Source organism: Brevibacillus sp. HB1.3, assembly GCF_013186635.1.
Classification (GTDB): domain Bacteria; phylum Bacillota; class Bacilli; order Brevibacillales; family Brevibacillaceae; genus Brevibacillus; species Brevibacillus brevis_D.
In genome coordinates, this window is the sequence record NZ_JABMIT010000005.1 from 428,463 (window position 1) to 448,523 (window position 20,061).

Consider the following 20,061-nt stretch of genomic DNA (forward strand, 5'->3'; position numbering starts at 1 on the left):
TGTTACTCGCCTTTAAAAACTGGTTTTCGCTTTTCGCGAAAGGCTTCCAATGCTTCCAGACGATCTGTCGTGGGAATAATCACTTCATAGCACATGGTTTCGATATCTAGACCTGTCTGTAAATCAACACTGCTTCCGCGATCAATAGCTGATTTTGCCTGATAAACCGCCAACGGAGCATTTGCCAAAATCTCGTTTGCCAGCCCTATTGCCAGCTCACGCAGCTCCTCTGTATCTTTTGCAACAGCATTTACAAAACCGATTTGATATGCTTCCTGTGCTTGGATGCGCCTGGCAGTCAGGATCAGCTCCTTTGCCTTGGAAGGTCCGATCAAGCGAGACAACCGCTGCGTACCACCCGCACCAGGAATGATGCCCAAGCTCACCTCTGTCAGTCCCATTTTGGCATCTGCGACGGCATAGCGGAAATCACAGGCCAGCGCAAGCTCAAATCCCCCGCCAAAAGCAAATCCGTTGATCATGGCAATCGTCGGCTGCGGAAGCCTCTCCAACGCAGTAAATACATCGCGGATTTTGCGGACATTGCGGCGCACCTGCTGTTCCGTCAGTGTACGGCGCTCCTTCAAATCTGCCCCCGCGCTAAACGCTCGCCCTTCTGCCTTCACGATGACCACTCGAATCTCTTTTGCATCCAAGCGCACCTGCTCAATCAAGCTTCCCAGGCGCTCCAATGTATCGTAGTTCAGCGCATTCAGCTCATCTGGACGATTTAGCGTAATCAGTCCTATATGTCCTTCACGTTCAAAGCGAACGCTCTCTTCCATCATCAACGTCCTCCTTGTGTAGGCGGGTTCACCCGTGCATACGTGCCGGTAGCAAAAGCCACAAGCTTGCCATCACAAGTCACGCGTGCTTCCATCACGATCAAGCTTTTTCCTTGTTTCAATACATGAGATTGTGCCTCGAGTACCTCACCGCGTGCAGGGTGGAGGTATTGAATCTTGCTCTCCACCGTGACACATTGCTGTACACCATCCACATGAGGTGCTGCCCCATGCCCCATCGCCACATCGGCTAATGTCGCCGTAACGCCTCCGTGTACGACACCTTCGATGCTATTGAACAGCTCGGGGCGAATTTTCAGTGCTACCTTACAGCCCTGTTCATCTCGGTGAACAACTTCTATGCCCAGGTAGTGGTTGAATCGATTACGGATCTCCACTGACATCTTTGCCCCCTTTCTCGTATCGTCTTGAAACAGTGAAAGGAGCCTAAGCACGTGGCTTTTGGCATCCTTTCTCCGTTTTATTTTCGCTGTCAGTTATTCGCTTTCGTCGATTTCGACGAAGTAATCACTTTTCCGGTACGCCAGTGCATCCAAGGTCGCTACCAAACCATGCTCCGTTTCTACACGGATGCGATACCAGGCTGTGCGATTGTTTTTCTTCTCTTCGGTCGCAGTTGCCACCAAGCGATTTCCTTTCATGGCAGCAGCCAAAAATCCAATATTCATCGACAATGCTACTGATGTTTTGCCATAGGAATTACAAGCCGCTGCAAAAACAAAGTCTGCCAGAGAGAAGATGATTGCGCCATGTGCGGTGCCATGCGCATTCAGCATATGCTCGGCAACTGTGACTTCCGCAGTCGCCGTTCCTTCTCCCAGCTCAATCAGCTTGATGCCCAAAAATTGGGCAAATGGATCTTGCTTTAGCTTCTCACAAATCTCTGCGTAATGCTTCTGATGGAGCGCTTGTTCGTCTATCAATCTTTTCGTGGTCATGATTAAACTACTTCTGCAAAATGCATGGACACTATGGGTCCAGCGAAGCCACGGAGGTCTTTTCCTGCTGCGCGACCTTCAGAAGATGACAACGCTTCCGTCAAAGCTTCTTTTGATTCAAAGTACATTTCTGCCATCAGATGCAGGTCAGATTCTCCCATTGGTGTTCCGTAGATTTTGCTTACTTCCATTTTGATTAAGCCAGGCATTTTCTCTGCCAATGGGCCATGTACCTCGAAATAATGCTTGTCAAAAGCATCGATATCTTCGGGCTTGCGATAAATTGCTACCAATTTCACCATCATGATCCCTGCTTTCCTCAGATTATAGTTGTAATGTGTGACGACTAATTCATATAACGTTATTTTAACGCATGTTAATATTTTTATTATATAAAGCCTTTGTGACAGGTGCAAGTATTTTTCAAAAAGCGTGAAAACTCCATCTGCTCTTAATCCCTCCTTCTCTTCATGTTTATGACTGGGAAAAGGCTGACAGAATATGCTTTGATGGGGTGATTTCCAACTTTTGTGGTCGAGGGAAGCCCTGCCACATGTTTTCCAGTCGCCTGTATCCTCACTTCGTTCCGGCGGTCTCCTTCCAAACATGTGACAGGACTTTCGTAAAGCTGTGGTTGCCTGTGATTTTTCAAAACATTTGTTGGGGAATTTCGTGGGGGACTTCCTTGGATCAACTTACTTGATAATTAATAAAAGCCGCGTGGGAAGAAGCGAATTTCCAGTCCAAGCGCCTCTGGAGCCCGACCTAGCGGAGGGATGAATGGCGGGAATGGTTTTAGCTTCAACCTTTGCCACTCTTCTTCGAGACTGCTACTTTTGAAGCGTTCCCGACATTCATTCCGGTGCGAACAGTGAATCCCCCTTGCGGGGCGTAGGCCGAAGCGTAGACTGGAAATTCGCTTCTTCCCTCCCACCACAGCTCCTTTAAACACAAAAAAGAGGACAGACCCAATGTCTGTCCTCTCGCATCGCTCCATTTCCTAGACCCAGACCCAGAAAATAAAGACGATGATCGCCATCATAATTACAAACAATCCTGCGAAAATACTAATCCGTGCAAACTCATGACCTTTTTGATCCATGTGCATCCAGACATACAGTTGGAAGAACGCTTGAACAAAGGCCAGTGCTACGATGAATGGTACGGTAAAACCTGATGGAATTGCTTCATACGCCACTGCAATGAATGCCAGTGCGGTCAATACGAGAGATCCGATGAAAGCAACAAGGTGTCTTTTCGGACCTTCGTGCTTCACTTTCGGTTTGCGTACCTCTTCATTATGAGCTTGTGCTCCCATAGATTATCCCACCTTTCCACCGATCATACCCATGAGATATACCACGGTAAAGATGAATACCCATACAACGTCGATAAAGTGCCAGTACAGACTTGCCAGGTAGAACTTCGGTGCAGTTACTACCGTCAGGCCCTTTTTCGTCGCAGAGAGTTGCAAAAGGATGATCCAGCAAATCCCGAACGCTACGTGAGCTCCGTGGAATCCAACCAATGTATAGAAGGCAGATGAAAATGCACTCGTTGACAATTTCAGTCCTTCATTTACATAGTGTACAAACTCGTAGATCTCCAAAGCAAGGAAGCCGAGACCGAGTATTACCGTGATAGTCAGCCATAGCTGAATCTTCTTGAGGTCTTTCCTGTGCAGAGCCAGTGTAGCCATAACACTTGTCATCGAGCTGGTAAGCAAGAGAAGCGTGGCCACTGCTACGAGATTCATGTCAAACAACGCTTGGGACGTTGGTCCACCATTTGCTTGATCACGAAGAGCGATAAATGTTGCAAACAAGGAACCGAAGAGAACTGTCTCCCCACCGAGGAAGAGCCAGAAGCCAAGAACCTTATTCTTACCTTCAAGGGTGGCTTTTTCCGGTTCGTCAGGCAATACTGCATGTGCGTGATGGTTAGCCATTAAGCCTTTACCCCTTTCTCTTCGAGTTCATCTTCATGAATGTGATAGCCTGGATCGTCTTTCACTGAACGGGTAAACATGCAGGACAGTGTAGCGAGTATTCCAATGACTACAACCACATAGTTGTGGTAGATAAAGCCATAGCCTGCTACGAACAATCCGAGAGACATCAGGAATGGCAAGAACGATGGCGATGGCATGTGAATGTCGCCAATAGGCTCCGCAGGCGTCATGCCTTTGTTACCAGCCATTTTCTCAATCCACAACGCATCCAAACCGCGAACGAGAGGGGTTTGAACGAAGTTGTACTCCGGCGGCGGCGAAGGAATCGCCCATTCGAGTGAACGTCCATCCCACGGATCTGCAGGAGCGCGTTTGGAGCTCTTCGCTGCAACGACTACGTTGATCACGAATAGGATGGTACCGATCGTCATACCAAATGCACCAATCGTACTGATAAAGTTCCCCATATCCAGGTTCTGATCTTTGAGGTATGTAAAGACGCGGCGCGGCATCCCCATCAGACCCAGGAAGTGTTGCGGGAAGAAGGTAAGATGGAAACCAATGAAGAACGTCCAGAAGTTCCATTTACCAATTGTTTCGTTCAGCATTTTACCGAACATTTTCGGCCACCAGTAGTAAAGACCGGAGAAGAGACCGAATACGAGTCCCCCTACGATTACGTAGTGGAAGTGAGCAACTACGAAATAACTGTCATGGTATTGATAGTCAGCCGGCGGAACCGCAAGCATAACCCCTGTCATACCACCGATTGTAAACGTTGGGATAAATCCTACTGCAAACAGGTTTGCGGTAGGGAAGCGAATTTGACCGCCCCACATGGTCAACAGCCAGTTAAAGATTTTGATACCTGTAGGAACAGCGATCAACATGGTTGCAAGTCCAAACAGTGTATTGGCAATTGCGCCCAAACCTGTTGTGAACATGTGGTGAGCCCACACCATGAAGCCCAAGAAACCGATCAGCGCTGTTGCAAATACCATGGAGCTGTAACCAAACAAACGCTTTCTTGAGAATGTAGAAACTACTTCAGAAATGATACCGAATGCCGGGAGAATCAAAATGTATACTTCGGGGTGACCGAAGATCCAGAACAAGTGCTCCCAGATTACAACGTTACCACCTGCATCAGGGTTGAAAAAGTTTCCGCCGAACAAACGGTCAAACATCAACAGAACCAAACCAACCGTAATCGCAGGGAATGCGAAGAGAATCAAACCGGATGTAATAAAGGACGCCCAGGTGAACATTGGCATACGCATGAATGTCATACCTGGAGCACGCATGTTGATGATCGTAACCAGGAAGTTAATACCACCAATCAGCGTTCCGAGACCGGCAATTTGCAAACCGAGTACGTAGAAGTCTACGCCTCTGCCACTGTATTGATTCAAAGCCAAAGTTGTATACGATGTCCAACCAGCATCAGGTGCGCCACCCAAGAACCAGCTTGTGTTCAGTAGCACTCCCCCGAAGAAAAATAGCCAGAATCCGAGAGCGTTAACAAACGGGAATGCTACGTCGCGTGCACCGATTTGAAGAGGGACAATCGCGTTCATCAAAGCAAAAATGATCGGCATAACCGCCAAGAAAATCATCGTAGTGCCGTGCATCGTAATTAATTCATTAAAAGTCTTGGCACCAACGAATTCAATCTCCGGGTACATCAACTGCAAACGAATCAGCAGGGCTTCCAAACCACCGGCCAAGAAGAATATTCCACCAGCAATCAGATACAGGATCGCAATCTTCTTATGGTCCACTGTCGTAAGATAATCCCACAGCCCCGAGCGATTTGGTGCATGAGAAGCATGTGCAGACACGGGTTTACCTCCTTTTTAAGCGTCACTGCCTATGACGATTGTCAATGCAATAAGTTTTATGAGGTTTTACTTTACTTTTTCTCGCTTACACTCAATGTCTCCATGTACTCTACAAGTGCTTTCACTTGGTTGTCATCGAGGTTGAGGTTAGGCATTTTGTTGCCTGGCTTGATTTTTTGCGGATCTTTCAGCCACTCTGCAATGTTTTCAGGCGTATGTGCTTTGATACCTGCTATACGTTCGCGATCTGCAAAGTTAGTCAGGTTTGGCCCCATCTTACCGCCTTTACCTGCCACAGCGTGACATCCCAAACAGCTCTTATCAAAGATTTGTTGACCTTCTGCAGCCAGTGGAGAGGTTGCCGTTACAGGTTCTTTTGCCTGAACGCCCTTCATGTTTGCTACCCAAGTGTCAAAATCTGCTTGTTCCTTTACTTCTACCTTGAAGTCCATCAAGGCATGGGAGGCTCCACAGAGCTCCGCACATTTACCGTAGTAAATGCCTGCTTTGTCTGCTTGCAGCCACATTTTGTTTTCTTGCCCTGGGTTCGTATCGATTTTACCGCCCAATGCAGGAATCCAGAATGCGTGCTTAACATCAGATGCGGATAATACGAATTGAACCTTTTTACCAACCGGCAATACCAAGTCTTGTGCAGTCGCTACTCCAAGATCAGGATACTCGAATTCCCACCAGAATTGGTGAGCGGTAACCTTCACTTGAACTGCTTCCTCTTTCGGGTACTCCTTGTGCAGTGCGAAACCAGTAGTAACGGTCGGAATCGCCATGATGATTAGGAGCAAGAAAGGAATTACCGTCCAAAGAATTTCAAGTGCATGATTTCCTTCGACCTGCTTAGGAATGCCTTGCTGTCCGGGACGCTTACGATAGCGGATAAGGACGTACGTAAAGATCGCCATAACGACAATGAAGACGCCGATCATGATAGCGGAGGACAGCTTCATCAGGTCAAACTGCATCGCAGCTACCGGACCAGAGGGCTTGAGCGCTGAGAGCTCATCTTTGCCACACCCGGTTAACACTAGCGCCAGCAGAGCAAACAGGGAAAACTGACGCCAATACTGTTGCCAACCCTTCATACCAATGAACCCCTCTTTCTTCGTGTTGGTAACGTTCTAGCCACGCCTACAACTAGAAGTTTTCGTACTTTTCTATCTGCTTAAAGAAATCGCATACAATACCATTCACAACTATAATACCCAAACGTGAAAAGTATTAGCAGCCATTCCAAAAACAAACAGCAAAGTAAGGGGCAGTATTGCACACTTCTACCCAAGCGTGGTAACCATTTAAGTATACATAAATTTTCCTTAATACAAAGGCTATTTGTTATGATTTTGTTAACAAATTTATGAACAATTTTGTGAACATTTCAGTTAAATACTACCATACTATACATTTATAAGGAGAATTCCATGCAAAAAAGACCAATTGCACTAGTCACTGGTACCTCAAGTGGCTTTGGTAAGCATGCATCAGTCGCTTTAGTCAAGACTGGTTTTCAGGTAATTGCTGCTATGCGTGATCCAGCAAAAAGAGACCCTCTTGACAAATTGGCAAGCTTACATATAGATCCTGAGCATCTGGAAGTCATTTCCCTTGATGTTACGAATTCGGAACAAATTCAGGAGGCGATCACCTCCATTATTGCAAAACATGGGCGCATTGATTTATTGGTAAATAATGCAGGCTACGCGTTGGGTGGCTTTGCTGAGGAGGTCTCTTCTGAAGAATGGCGCAAGCAGTTTGATGTAAATGTGTTCGGGCTGATCGACGTCACTCGGGCAGTCTTGCCTTATATGCGGCAGCAACAAGCTGGACGAATTATAAACGTAAGCAGCATCAGTGGGCGATTTGGTTTTCCCGGTCTCTCACCGTATGCCGCATCCAAGCATGCAGTCGAAGGCTTCAGTGAATCGCTTCGCCTTGAAATGCTACCTTTTCAGGTTCAAGTCGTCCTTGTTGAGCCCGGCTCCTTTCGTACAGCAATCTGGGAGAAAGGAATGCAAGACCAACAGCTTGATGAAGACTCTCCGTACGCCTTCCAAATGAAGCAACTGATGCGTCACGTAGAAGCAATCATAGAAAAGGCACCTGCCCCCGACGCAGTCATCTCGACGATTGTCCATGCGGCCACCACTCCCAAGCCGCGATTCCGCTACCCAGTTGGCCGAGGCGTGGCACTTACGATCGCCGCAAAAAATTGGCTTCCGTGGTCATGGATTGAGCGAATCGTGACAAAGCGATCGTAATGGTTTTTCCATAAACAAAACACACCCCCAAGGAGTGTGTTTGCACGTTACACAACTATACACTTTCCGTTCGTCCTGTGCGTATCAGCCAAACATGCTGGATATATTCTGCTACGCCAAAAAATATCGCAACAAAACCGGCCCCGATTGCAGCGATTTGAGCCGTCGGCAAAAACACAATGCTCCCATAAACGATCAAAAAGCCGATAATCAAGTCAAACATGGTCGTAAGCCAAAGACTCCCTGCTGTAAGGATCGCCCTATCCAAAAAATATCCGGCGATTGCCAAGACAAATCCGACTCCGACAGACTGATATAGATTAGCGAAATTCACTTCTGGAAAGAGAGCATCTGCCAAAACGACCAACAACGGACTAACGAGCAGCTTCATCAAAAGACCGTCCACGTCTATTTACTCTCCTTTACTGGGGGTGTACTCAGTATGCCCCTCGTTTACTTCAGCCATGTCATAAGGCCGTCGTATACGGGCTTGTAAACCATTTCCACCCAATAAACAGGATTGGGGACAACCCCTTTTTCAGCGCCTGCGTACAAGCCAACACTGATGACTAGCAACCCGAGAAAGACAGCGATCTCTTTACGCTGCCGCTTCCGAATCAATCGGGGCAGCTCGTATGCACAAACGATTATGGATATAACGATGACAGCAAATGTCGACATACAAACTCCCCCTGCCCCTGTTACACAATCACCTTTCTTCAAAGGCATTATTGATGGTTCCTAAACGTCTGATTTTTACATCGGCAACCACATGTACTGGCAGCTTGGTAAATTCCTTTTCCCAATGGCTCCCTATCTTCTTCCATACTTTCGGGTATTGCCGATGAATCGCTTCTCCGAATCCATATATGTCTACTCCATGTTTCTTGGCATTGGCAATGGCTTTTGTCGCCAATGCTTCCAGTGATTTTTCTGCCTCTTTTTCCAGCTCCTTGATCGTTCCCTTCTCTGTCAGATCGAGCTTGCATTGCACTTCGCCAATATCATTTTCCAAAGCGATGTGCACGATGACTTCAGGCGTACCATTTTTCATGGTAGCCTCGATTTTCGCGTCGGCGTGCATGACTTCCAGCGTCAAGAGTCCTCCCCCCTTGCAAGGCATACTTCCGACCGTGCTTTTTACTTTGCCTGTAATGTAACTATAGGCTTTGCTGTCCGCTTCACTCAGCCAGTTAATCATCTTGTCTCCCCGGAAAGTAGCCAATGTCGTGTATTGAAGAAGCACGGGGGTATCTATTTGCTCGACGTTATTTCGTTGGTCCCCCTCCCTTGCAGGTCCGGTTAGTCGCACGCCTGTCAAAACCGCTTCTTTCCCTTTGCTGGTAAAGTCAGTAATCAATTGATCCATTGTAACTGCTGCGGTAGGCGCCCATACTTTGGAGGATGTCTCTAAAGAAGCAAACATTTCTGTGGAAGGGATTTGTTCAAGCGGTGTGATCACTCTCAGGATGTTGCGTGCCGTCGTTCCTCTAGCGATGGCAATATAAAAGTCAGTCCGAAACTCATGGTCACGCGAGACAAAATCGATGACAGGAGCGATCCCTTCCCTTGCGACCTCCTCGCCAAATATGAGCATCCGCGTGTGGGCCATATAAATTTTCCGAGGAGAGATCGTGGTCATTTTCCGCACAGCCTCAAAAATCGTCGGAGCGTTCATCGTAAAGAGAGTAACAGGAGCACGTCCAGGCTTCCCCTTGTTGGCCGCGACCTCTGCAGGGTCGACTACTTGAACCGAAACCTGATAGCCTGTCTGCACTTTATCAATACCAATCCCGACCCCAATCGCCAAATCGTTCAGTTCTTTTCGATCCCAACAACCAGCTAGGATAATAACGAGCACGATGCAGAGAAGAACTTTTATCCCTTTCACTGGTGCTCACTCCTTTACATGCTGTGGAAAGCTTCTTACTTTTGCGGTGGTAATGGCTTTATCCCTTTTGATTGGCGTCGCAAATTGTTTTTGGTAATCGATTCAGGCCGTTTATCCAAGGCCCAGCGTGGCAAGCGAAAAATCGTGTCTCTTTGCTCTTTCAAGGAAAAAGGAGCAAATGATTCCATATACGGTACGCCAAACGAGCGCAGACTGCATAAATGCAGCACCAAGGCTAGCATCCCTACAATAATTCCGTATATACCAAAAGAAGCAGCCAGCACCATCAGGGGAAAACGAAGAATCCTCACAGTAATCGACATGTTGCTCGCTGGGAAAATGAAGCTGGAGATCGCGGTAATCGAAACCACAATGACCATCGCTGCCGAAACAATCCCGGCTTCCACCGCTGCTTGTCCGATGACCAGTGTTCCCACGATGGAAATGGCTTGACCTACTGCACGTGGCATGCGGATTCCAGCCTCTCGCAATATCTCAAAAGCCACTTCCATCATGATCGCCTCAATAAAGGCTGGAAAGGGCACTCCTTCTCGCTGTGCCGCCAAGCTGATCAGAAGCTGTGTCGGGAGCATCTCTTGGTGGAACGTCGTAATGGCGATGTAGAGAGAGGGGGCCAGCAGCGCTATAAAAAAACAGGCGAAGCGCAGCATGCGAATCAACGTACTAAAATCAAAGCGCTGATAGTAGTCTTCCGCAGAATGGAAAAACTCAACAAAAAGAGAAGGCACGGTCAAAACAAAAGGAGTCCCATCTACAAGAATCGCTACGCGTCCCTCTAATAGATTTGCGGCCACTACATCTGGGCGCTCTGAGTTAGAGATGGTGGGGAAAGGTGTGTAGGCTTCGTCCTGGATCAGCTCCTCAATCATTCCGCTTTCCATGATGCCATCAATGCTGATTCGATCCAGTCTATTACGTACTTCTTCTACCACACCTTCTTCTACAATCCCTTTCATATACACAACCGCGACTTCTGTCTTGGTTTCCTCGCCGATTCTGTTGATCTCAATCCATAGCTTTTCACTGGAAATCCGTCTCCGCAGTAGCGTAATATTCGTGCGAAGTGTCTCCGTAAAGCTCTCCCGTGGACCACGAATGACTGTTTGTGATGACGGCTCGGTGACTCCTCTATCCTTCCATTCCTGCAAACCAATATGAATTCCTTGCGAGCAGCCATCCACGAGAATGATGACACAGCCAGACAGCAATGCTGTAAACAAGGTGGGGAAATCGTATAAATCCCCGATATCCCCTACGGTCAAGATGGATTCTTTTAAAAAGGGAACAAACTCATCCTTGCGTATCCCTTCGCATTCCTTCAAGCGCATCTTGTATAAGAGACTGTCGATTAAGACGGCTTGTACCAGATACGAATCAACCATGCCATCCGCATACATGACAGCTGCCCGAACAGATTCTAGGTTATGTAGGACTACCTCTCGAATCACTATGTCATTACTGTATCCGAGCGATTCTTTTATATAGTGAACGTTGTCGTCCAGGCTGCAACCAATCTGAGCCATTCGGATTGCTCCTCACATCGGCAATTATGAACACAGTTTCTCCGATTGCCCCCATTACTAAACAAAACGTCCATGACCGTTTTCACAGAAAAAGACCTCGCACTCATGGAAGAGGACAAGGTCTTTGGTATAAGTTCTACACTATGGAGCAGGTATTTGTTCTTCACCTGGCGCTGATGGATCGTCAAAGGAAGGGTCGTTCCATTCTACTTTGTGTTTATCCTGAAGCGTATTTAACCAGGTACCGTAGTTCTGACTGCGATTTTGGTCAGTCAGCATCATCTTGATCTGATCTTTGACTTTATCAAACTCAGGTGCTGGTGAACCCAGCTGTGCTTTATTTGTATCATAGTAGGTTTTGATTTGCTCCTCGGTAACCGGGAATGCTTTATCCAACAACTTATCCCGTGTCATGAGCACGTTCAACTTATCCCGCAGTTGGGCCTCAGTCATTCCCATACTCTTCAAGTAGTTTTGGAATGCCTCAGGTGAGCCTACCTGTTTTTTCATCGAATCAATCTCTTTATTCATATCTTCTTGCGTCGCCGCGACGTTTTGCGCCTTGGCTTCCTGCTTGATTAACGCTTCCGCAACAAGTTCATGTATCGTTGATTTTCCGTACGTCTTCTTCATTTCACCGTAAAGCTGATTTTGTGTAATCGAGGTATCGCCAGCTGTTACCAATACAGGGTCATTGCCTTTTGCCCATGATTGATAAAAACCTAAAACAGCTAACCCCGTTACTAATATGGCAACCGTAAGCATGGAAATATCAAACTTCTTCACTTGGATATCCTCTCTTTCTATAATCTGCCCTCCAAGTATAGAAAGAAGTTATGGTAGAAAAATGGAAAGCGTATTACACAACTTTTCCACATTTTAAACATATTATGCGCTACATAAAAAATCGGGTAAAAAAAGAGGAGAGAACGGAGGCGATGACAGGACCTAAAACTGCCCAAACCTGTAGAAAGCGTTCTTGTTTCCTGTCTTTTTCTACTTCCATAAACTGAGCAAGTGCTTCCTTGTCCCGATTTTCATTAGACAGTAATTGCAGGATAATATCCTTGTCTTTTTCCGTCTTCTCTGCTTTCGTTTCTAATTCAGTCTGTAGCTTGTTCAAAACTTGCAGTACATCGTAACGCACATCCTCCATGCGCCCCAATCGATGTTCAATTCGTTCCAACCACTTCGTGACGACTAACATTTGTCCCTCAAGCTGATCGATTCGTTCTTCGAATTTGTCTAATTTCAAATAGATACGTTGGATATGCTGATCTATATCTTTCTGATTATCATACGGTCCTGCTGTCATAGATTCCACCTCCCCCGTCCGTCCTTTATACTACTTGTTTATGTAGCAAAGAGGAGCATTGCCTGTACGGTTATCCCTCTTTGTTCAGTCTCGTGTAAAAAAGGCGGCAAACAAATGTATTTCCAAATCCTGAATTCAGCTAAAATAGAAGGAAGACTATCTAGCATTTCTCTCAAATAAACGGGGACATAACCGTTTATTCATAAAGGAGGATACCATGACAACCTTGTTGGAGGTAAAAGGGGTAACGGGTGGGTACTCTTACAACCACGCTGTAATTAAAGATGTCTCCTTTCACATACGCGAAAAAGAAATTGTGGCCCTAATCGGGCTGAATGGCGCAGGCAAAAGCACGACAATCAAGCATATTCTAGGACTCTTGGAACCCATCGCAGGTGAAATCAGCATTGCGGGGAAGACTTTTCAATCTGATCCGGAAAACTATCGCTTGTCTTACGGGTATATTCCCGAGTCCCCCATTTATTACGAAGAGCTTACGCTGTGGGAGCATATCGAGTTAATGGCCATGAGCCACGGGCTGGACCGGGAAGTTTTTTATGAACGAGCACGTCCTCTCTTAAAAGAATTCCGCATGGAGGAAATGAAAGACCGATTTCCTCAGCAGTTTTCCAAAGGGATGCGACAAAAGCTCATGATCATGATGGCGTTGCTCGTACAACCGCCTCTGTATATCGTAGATGAACCGATCCTGGGTCTGGACCCGCTAGGGATTCGTTCTCTTCTCACGTGGTTGAACCGTTGCAAGGAGCAAGGGGCTGGCATTTTGATGTCCACACATATTTTGGCGACCGCCGAAAAGCATTGTGACCGATTCATCATTTTGCACAAAGGCGAGATCAGAGCCCAAGGAACGCTTGAGGAGCTTCGGCTTATGACAGGGCTTCCAGATAGCTCTTTGGACGACATATACTTACATATCGTAGAGGATGACGGCCAGTGAAAATAGACGTTGATCAATTATTTCGCAAACGGTTCCATGCCTTTTCCGTAGAATTCATTCGGTATGCCCAGTACATGGCAAATGGCGGTTTAGCGTTTGTTGGGATCTTTTTGATGGGGTTGCTTGCCTTCTACTACCGCAGCATCATCGCGATGATTCCAGACTGGTTCCCTTTGCCGTATGCGATGGCGCTCGTGATTGCAATCGTCGTGGTGAGAAGCCCCATGCGCACGTTTTTGCTGGAAGCGGATTTGCTTTTTTTGACTCCGCATGAAGTAAGACTGGATCGCTATTTCCGAAAGGCGCTCATTTACAATTTTGCCATTCAGGGCATGGTGGTGTTTATCGTCCTGCTCCTGCTCATGCCTATGTATACAGGGGTCGTAGGCGCACAAGGCGTACAACTGTGGGTTTACTGGTGCATTCCCCTGCTCTTGAAGGGCTGGAATATTTACAGCAATTGGACGTTCTTACGTTTGCCAGATCAGCAGAAGATCGGATTCTATACACTCGCTCGATTTGTCTTTTCGTACATCCTCCTCGCCTGGGTATTGAGTGAAGGACAATTCTTGCGCGTAGGTCCTATCCCACTTGGCGTTCTGATCTGCGCTGCGCTCTTAATCTGGCTCCATTTGCGATTGTTGACTTATAAGAAAAAACATTTTCTACAATGGTATCGCCTACTGGCCATCGAAAGCGGCTTGCGTCACCGCTTTTATCAGTTCGTGAACAACTTCCGGGATGTACCTGCCATGCAGCACCAAGTGAAATCACGCTCGTGGCTCATTACCCTGACGAAGCTGCTGCCTTACCGTCAATCAACAGCAGGACGTCATTTGTTTACCAAAAAATTTATTCGCTCTGGTGACTTTGCGGGCACTTATTTCAGACTGCTCCTGCTGTCAGCCTTCGTCGTTCTCATATTGCCCAGCCCATATGCGAAAATCATTGCCGGTCTGCTCTTTCTCTTCATGACTGCCAGCCAGATCAACAGCCTCTGGCGACATCAGCAAAAGTGCAATGGGTATTCGATCTTTCCGATTCGGGATGGTCATATGAGACAGGCTTTTAACTGGCTGCGTATGGTTCTGTTGGGTTTGCACGGTGTAGTGCTTATGCTCATTGGGTTATTGTAGTTAATATCAAAAGCCGCGTGGAAGAAGCGCATTTCCAGTCCAAGCGCCTCTGGAGCCCGACAAAGCGGAGTGCTGAATGGAGGGAGTGCTTTTAGCTTCAACTCTGCAAACTCCTCATCGAAACCACTACTTTTGAAGCGACTCCCGCCATTCAGCCCGGAGCGGCCAGTCCATCCCTCAGCGGGGCGGAGGCCGAAGCGTAGACTGGAAATGCGCTTCTTCCCCCACTACAGCCACAAAAAACAGCTCTTCCCGGCATCATCCTGCCAGTAGAAGAGCTGTTTTTCATTTATAGCTAAAGTAATTTGTCTACAGTCGGAACGTATCCACCTTGCTGCGCAGCTCTTGAATGCTGTCTGTCACCTGCTCCGTTTCAGACACGAACTGATCAACGTTTCCACTGACCTCATGCATCGTAGCAGATACCTCTTCGGTGGCTGCTGCTGTTTGTTCCGAGATGGCAGTAACCGTCAATACGGATTCATTCACCTTGTTCTGACCTTGCTTCATCGTCTCTACACTTGCCATAACATTCGCAAGCGACGTCTTCAAGGTATGTGTCATATCAGACAGCGCAGTAATGCCTTGTGTAACGGAATCCAAACGCTCTGTACCCGCATTGTAGCGATCCAGCGTCGCATTTGTCTTTTCCGTAGCCTGTCTTACCTGATCTTGAATATCTTTGATGCTCTCCTGAATAACATGAGTTGCCGCACCTGTCTGTTCAGCCAGCTTGCGAACTTCCCCCGCTACCACTGCGAAGCCTCTGCCCGCCTCGCCAGCACGCGCACTCTCGATGGCTGCATTCAACGCCAACAGATTGGTTTGTCCGGCGATTTGCTGAATCGTTTCAATCACGTCGTTAATTCGGCTCGATTTTTCTTCGAGAATTGCCATTGTATTTTGCACTTCATGAAATTGTTTGTTCGTCTCTGTTCCATCTGCCAAAAACTCTTGCAATACTTTATAGCTGCTCTCTCCGATATCAGACACGCGATTGGATACTGCATCCATCTCGTCAATCGCCGTATTCAATTCAGACAGCTCGCTCAAGAATTCTTGAACCGTTTGCACCGTCATCTCCATCGCAGTTGCTGTCTGCTCATTCCCTTGGGCAATCTCTTGGCTGGTGACCACGATATTTTTGTTTTGCTCGCGGACAGAGTTGGCACCTTCCCGAATGGAATTCGCCATGGTGTCGATATGCTCCGTGGTCTCTTTTACTCCGCCGATGATTTGACGCAGCTGTGCCGTCATCTCACCAAAAGCAACGACAATTCGGCCAATCTCGTCTTTTTTGTTGGAAACGGAAATCTCGGTAGACGTGAGGTCACCAGAAGCAATACGCATAGACGCCTCTTGTACAACCTGCAGTGGACGAAGCAGCTTTTTGATCAAAAAGAATACAGTACCCAAAGCAATAATCGTTACGACGATCATAGCGATGATGATGCGCGGCATGGTTTCATCCAAAACCTGATCATTAATCAGCTCCACCTTGTCTGCCGCAGTATCTACACCTAACACAGCAATTACTTGACCAGATGGATCTTCAATCGGTGCGAATGCACTTAGGTAGTCTCCGTACACAGGGTCTTTGACAATTGGCGTACTGTTCGATCCCCCTGCGAGAACAGGAGCAATATCAGCCATGCCTGTAGAGGTCGTCTCTTGACCAATTGCAGATGCTCCCTCTGCTCCTTTCGCCGTTCCATCCACCATAATCTTTACCTTTTCACCATCTGCATGAAGAATATAAATATAAAGGGCACCGGTTTTTTGGGTGTACTCAAGCAACGTATTTCGGATCGACCAGTAGTCGTCAGATTCTTTTGGCTGAGATATAAATGTCGCTATCTTCTCTGAGTCAAGCCCTTGGGAGATATGTAATGCTGTGTTGATGCTTGAGCGCGAGAGTGTTTTTTCAACAGTAGCTACGCTGTTTTCGTAAATCATGATAATATTGATTGCCATCATGACGGCAATGATCACCGCTACAAGAGCAACGACCCGTGTTGCCAAGCTCTTACTCATCCTGTTTCACTTCTCCTTCGCCGGTTACGATATGTGTAATGCGGACCACCCACTCAGGAGCGGGCGCTTTGTTGCGGGAGGGTTTGCCTTTTCATAAAAGGATCAGCGTTGCTGTTCTCACACGGTGCTACTCGATAAAAAAAGCACCCAAAAAGGGCGCTTTTCCTAAACACTCCCTACCAGTCTTATCGACAATCGGTAGTGATTTAATTAGGACTTTTGTTGGGCAATCACGAGAAAACGATGGGTAGGAATATCGATATAACCAGCCGCTTCGATTTTCTGGTGCAGACCGAGCAAGGCTTGAGCGTACTTTTCTACAGTAAAGTCGCGAATCTGCCATTCGATAGCCTTCAGATAGTAAACAATGGCACCTATGTCGTAAAAACGCGAAAAACCCATTTCCTCTCTTTGCTCCACAATCGTAAGACCAGCTTCCTCCAGTTCGTTCACTGCATAGGCTAGATTCCAGTGCAAGTAATCTTGCGGAATGGGAGCGTCCAGCAATCGATTCAGCTCGAGATTGTCTTGACCTCCTACTTGCTGGGTAACAAATATGCCCCCTGGCTTCAACAGACGCTTTATTTCAGAAGGCAAATAAGCTTCATGTCGATTGATAATCAAGTCAAGTGACTGATCCTCAAATGGCAATATTTCTTCCCCGTCTACCGGAAACACACGAACACCCAGGGGCTCCAGATTGGCTTTTGCCACCACTACATTCGGCTCATAGCCTTCTGTCGCGTACGTTTCTAAAGGGAACGGAGCAAGCTTAGAAAACAGTTCTCCACCACCCGTTCCCATTTCCAGCATAGAGCTGATCCCATGCATGTTCTTTTTCACGAGGTTTACATAGTTCCAGCCAAGTGGTGCATCCTGCATCCTGCCTGTCGCAGTCAATCTGGCAAAATCCCACCCAGCGAATGGTGCCTCTACTTCCTCTTGAAAGCTTTTGATCCAATCCTTCTTTTCCATGTTTGCTTCTCCTCTCGTTTATATCAGTCTGTTCGCGTTCAAACCAGACGAGGCAGGAGGAGCTCGGGAGCGTTGTTACGTTTGTACAAAGTCAAAGGACATGAGTGAAAATCCCCTCTCTAATATACTTCTCCGACTTAAGGCGGAGTGAAAATACTGCCCCAGTACGTTTGGTCCTCAGCCGTTTCTCTATATCATTAGTATCGAACTAGTAAACAGGAGGAACTGATCATGGCTGATTTTGAAGTGCTTGCCGGGATTCATCAAGGATTGTTTCTGGTCCTTCTCATCGTCATGCTGGTCCCTACAATCATGGCAAACCAGCTCGTTTTCCGTCCGACGAAACGGGCTTTCATAAGCAGTGCTCGCATCACTTTATGTTTTTCATGGTCGGCCCTTTTTGTCTTTGCGGGGCATTTGGTGATGACGTGGGTTTTGTTTGAATCCTTTGGCTGGCTTTACATAAAGGATAAGCTGCTTGGCTTTTTACCTTTTATTTTTGTTCCATTGCTTTTCTGCCTGCTCTCTACTTTTCCACGACTGTGGGAGTTGGCCGGAAAAGGAGGCAGAGATTCGAGACATTCACAAGTAGATACGGATTATACCCGAATTTTGTTACAAGAGAAAAATGTTCGGCCTGTAAAAGCAAACTCCCCTGACCTAGACGACACGTTAGATGCAGAGTGGCGAGGAGACGCATCTTGCCCAGAATTGCTCGTTCCGTTGCAAGCTACCGTCTTGGGCTGTCTAATTGCACTTTTCCTTCAAGTCTTTTTTCCTGCTGTTACGTTGGAGCCGTCCATTTTATTTCTTGCTTGGGGTGTATTATTAGCTGGGGTCTCCCTGCTTTGGATTCAGCAATCGTGGCAGCATCAATACCACTCCACTGCGGAAAACTGGGTAAAACCGCGCCGTCTGCTCCGCTTCATCCGTTTTGCCGTGTTGTTCCTGATGACTGCTTTACTTGCGACGATCTGGGGAAATCAAGCGATGATAGCGAGCCGCCTTCCCGATCATCCATCCTTGGGAGCTCAGAATCAGGACGATCACGCTCTCCCCGATTTCGTTTTCCCTGTAAAGGCAAGTGCCTATTCGATGCCTTCCACAGGGAAACCTAGAAATGTCGATGCATCAACAAAACCAAAACAAGGAAACCCTGATCGAACGTTTTCGCTGAGCGCACAGAAAACAACCATCCGTCAAGCATCAGGCAAAACCGTAGAAGCATGGACCCTGAACGGACAATATCCCGGACCTGAGATGCGTATGAAGCAAGGTGAGCTCGTGGAAATCACCCTGCTGAACCAGGATATATCCGAAGGGATAGACATCCACTGGCATGGCATGCAGGCTCCCGCGAGTAATGATCGCCTTGCAAAAGGAGAAAAATCTGTGTTGCGTTTTCGTGCAGAACAAACAGGAACGTACTGGTACCATTCTCATCAGCAAATTCCTGGGCAAGTAGTGAACGGGTTATTCGGTGCCCTTGTGATCGAGGCAGCCGATGCTACGACTACAGGCAAACCCATCCGCGACATCGCCATGATTCATCACAAGGACGAAAAGGCAGGCGCGACGTTAAACGGCTCAGATACGCAAAAAATTGAAACAGTTCCTCCTGGCACAACGGTTCGCCTTCGCTTTATAAACGCCGAAAATGCTCCTGCCACCTATTTGCTGCAAGGAACTCCTTTTCAGGTGGTAGCGATAGACGGAACCGAGGTAAACGAACCGAATTTGATTGCCAATCAAGCCTTGCAACCGGGGGCTGGCGGACGATACGACATTCAGTTTACGATGCCGAATCGTCCCGTGCTATTTGCTCCAGCTGCCAACCAGCATGACAAGGGGCTGCTCTTACGTCCAGACGGGTCCAAAGACGCTGTACCCTTCTTAAACGCAGAGCTTTCTGTCTTTGACCCTGCACGTTACGGTAGTCCGACTGCCCTGCCTTTTGATCTCTCTTCCCATTTTGATCGGGAATATCAACTGCTCATTGATAGTCAGTATGGTTTTTATGACGGTAAATTCGAGCGATTGTCGACTGTAAATGGCGACTTGCTTCCTGATACCCGGATGATGCTTGAAGAGGGCGATCTCATAAAGCTGACCTTCGTCAATCGCAGCTTTCAGGATCAATCGCTGTATCTGCACGGCCATCACATGCTCATCTTGAGCCGAGACGGCAAAAAGGTTACAGGAAGTCCATGGTGGACGGACACTCTCCAGATAGCGCCGGGTGAAACCTATGAAGTTGCTTTCCGCGCGAATAATCCTGATGTATCGTTAAAAGAGGGCCCTCGTAAAGATGAAACTGCTCTTGGTATCGCAATCCCGCTCGTGTATGAAGAACATCTCCAAAAAGAAAACAGCAGTCCGTAGCGATTCTTTCGCTA

The 20,061-nt window shown here is 47.3% G+C and carries 20 protein-coding genes; 4 read left to right on the forward strand and 16 right to left on the reverse strand.

Annotated features, from left to right (window positions below; all coding sequences use genetic code 11):
• Window positions 1–2: 2 nt before the first annotated feature.
• The 8 genes from HPY31_RS14955 to coxB form a co-directional block, all read right to left on the reverse strand.
• A complete protein-coding gene (locus HPY31_RS14955) occupies window positions 3–788 on the reverse strand; it encodes an enoyl-CoA hydratase-related protein (protein ID WP_172141349.1) in 786 nt (261 codons plus the stop codon).
• Window positions 788–1,189 carry a PaaI family thioesterase gene (locus HPY31_RS14960; protein ID WP_007723391.1) on the reverse strand — a complete coding sequence of 134 codons (402 nt, stop codon included), beginning with the start codon at window positions 1,187–1,189 and terminating at the stop codon, window positions 788–790. The genes HPY31_RS14955 and HPY31_RS14960 overlap by 1 nt, the downstream gene beginning before the upstream one ends.
• A 93-nt stretch (window positions 1,190–1,282) precedes the next feature.
• Window positions 1,283–1,744, reverse strand: coding sequence for a PaaI family thioesterase (locus HPY31_RS14965; protein WP_172141350.1), 462 nt, complete (start codon window positions 1,742–1,744; stop codon window positions 1,283–1,285).
• A gap of 2 nt (window positions 1,745–1,746) precedes the next feature.
• Complete coding sequence (locus tag HPY31_RS14970; protein ID WP_041749930.1) at window positions 1,747–2,046, reverse strand: EthD family reductase; 300 nt, start codon at window positions 2,044–2,046, stop codon at window positions 1,747–1,749.
• A gap of 698 nt (window positions 2,047–2,744) precedes the next feature.
• Window positions 2,745–3,062, reverse strand: coding sequence for a cytochrome C oxidase subunit IV family protein (locus HPY31_RS14975; RefSeq protein ID WP_015893238.1), 318 nt, complete (start codon window positions 3,060–3,062; stop codon window positions 2,745–2,747).
• Window positions 3,063–3,065: 3 nt separating this feature from the next.
• Window positions 3,066–3,692: a cytochrome c oxidase subunit 3 gene (locus tag HPY31_RS14980; RefSeq protein ID WP_172141351.1), complete on the reverse strand. Its 627-nt coding sequence runs from the start codon at window positions 3,690–3,692 to the stop codon at window positions 3,066–3,068.
• On the reverse strand, window positions 3,692–5,536 hold the full coding sequence (ctaD, locus tag HPY31_RS14985; RefSeq protein ID WP_172141352.1) for a cytochrome c oxidase subunit I: 1,845 nt from the start codon (window positions 5,534–5,536) through the stop codon (window positions 3,692–3,694). Before ctaD ends, HPY31_RS14980 begins: the two co-directional genes overlap by 1 nt.
• Before the next feature lie 71 nt (window positions 5,537–5,607).
• Entirely contained in the window at window positions 5,608–6,636 is a 1,029-nt protein-coding gene (gene coxB, locus HPY31_RS14990) for a cytochrome c oxidase subunit II (protein ID WP_172141353.1), read from the reverse strand.
• 336 nt (window positions 6,637–6,972) lie between these two features.
• Between coxB and HPY31_RS14995 the strand changes: the two genes are divergently transcribed.
• Window positions 6,973–7,809: an oxidoreductase gene (locus HPY31_RS14995; RefSeq protein ID WP_172141354.1), complete on the forward strand. Its 837-nt coding sequence runs from the start codon at window positions 6,973–6,975 to the stop codon at window positions 7,807–7,809.
• A gap of 55 nt (window positions 7,810–7,864) precedes the next feature.
• Here the strand turns inward: HPY31_RS14995 and HPY31_RS15000 are convergent, their stop codons facing one another.
• From HPY31_RS15000 to HPY31_RS15025, 6 genes are all read right to left on the reverse strand, one after another.
• Complete coding sequence (locus HPY31_RS15000; RefSeq protein WP_064201612.1) at window positions 7,865–8,215, reverse strand: DUF2512 family protein; 351 nt, start codon at window positions 8,213–8,215, stop codon at window positions 7,865–7,867.
• 47 nt (window positions 8,216–8,262) lie between these two features.
• Window positions 8,263–8,490: a hypothetical protein gene (locus HPY31_RS15005; RefSeq protein ID WP_041749643.1), complete on the reverse strand. Its 228-nt coding sequence runs from the start codon at window positions 8,488–8,490 to the stop codon at window positions 8,263–8,265.
• Window positions 8,491–8,518: 28 nt separating this feature from the next.
• Window positions 8,519–9,700, reverse strand: coding sequence for a Ger(x)C family spore germination protein (locus HPY31_RS15010; protein ID WP_172141355.1), 1,182 nt, complete (start codon window positions 9,698–9,700; stop codon window positions 8,519–8,521).
• A gap of 35 nt (window positions 9,701–9,735) precedes the next feature.
• A complete protein-coding gene (locus tag HPY31_RS15015) occupies window positions 9,736–11,244 on the reverse strand; it encodes a spore germination protein (RefSeq protein ID WP_172141356.1) in 1,509 nt (502 codons plus the stop codon).
• A 141-nt stretch (window positions 11,245–11,385) separates the two neighbouring features.
• Window positions 11,386–12,030, reverse strand: coding sequence for a SurA N-terminal domain-containing protein (locus tag HPY31_RS15020; RefSeq protein WP_172141357.1), 645 nt, complete (start codon window positions 12,028–12,030; stop codon window positions 11,386–11,388).
• Between the two features lie 109 nt (window positions 12,031–12,139).
• Window positions 12,140–12,559 (reverse strand): hypothetical protein, encoded by a 420-nt coding sequence (locus tag HPY31_RS15025; protein ID WP_172141358.1) that lies wholly within the window; start codon window positions 12,557–12,559, stop codon window positions 12,140–12,142.
• Between the two features lie 217 nt (window positions 12,560–12,776).
• Here HPY31_RS15025 and HPY31_RS15030 point away from each other — a divergent pair, with 217 nt between their 5' ends.
• Together HPY31_RS15030 and HPY31_RS15035 are read left to right on the forward strand one after the other, a co-directional pair.
• Window positions 12,777–13,520 (forward strand): ABC transporter ATP-binding protein, encoded by a 744-nt coding sequence (locus HPY31_RS15030; protein ID WP_172141359.1) that lies wholly within the window; start codon window positions 12,777–12,779, stop codon window positions 13,518–13,520.
• Window positions 13,517–14,656, forward strand: coding sequence for an ABC transporter permease (locus HPY31_RS15035; RefSeq protein ID WP_172141360.1), 1,140 nt, complete (start codon window positions 13,517–13,519; stop codon window positions 14,654–14,656). The genes HPY31_RS15030 and HPY31_RS15035 overlap by 4 nt, the downstream gene beginning before the upstream one ends.
• Before the next feature lie 309 nt (window positions 14,657–14,965).
• Here the strand turns inward: HPY31_RS15035 and HPY31_RS15040 are convergent, their stop codons facing one another.
• Entirely contained in the window at window positions 14,966–16,690 is a 1,725-nt protein-coding gene (locus HPY31_RS15040; protein ID WP_172141361.1) for a methyl-accepting chemotaxis protein, read from the reverse strand.
• A 210-nt stretch (window positions 16,691–16,900) separates the two neighbouring features.
• The gene (locus HPY31_RS15045; protein ID WP_172141362.1) at window positions 16,901–17,665 is read right to left on the reverse strand and encodes a class I SAM-dependent methyltransferase; all 765 of its coding nucleotides are present in this window, start codon (window positions 17,663–17,665) and stop codon (window positions 16,901–16,903) included.
• Between the two features lie 231 nt (window positions 17,666–17,896).
• On the opposite strand from HPY31_RS15045, the gene HPY31_RS15050 reads away from it, so the two are divergent.
• Window positions 17,897–20,047 carry a multicopper oxidase family protein gene (locus HPY31_RS15050; RefSeq protein ID WP_172141363.1) on the forward strand — a complete coding sequence of 717 codons (2,151 nt, stop codon included), beginning with the start codon at window positions 17,897–17,899 and terminating at the stop codon, window positions 20,045–20,047.
• Window positions 20,048–20,061: the final 14 nt, after the last annotated feature.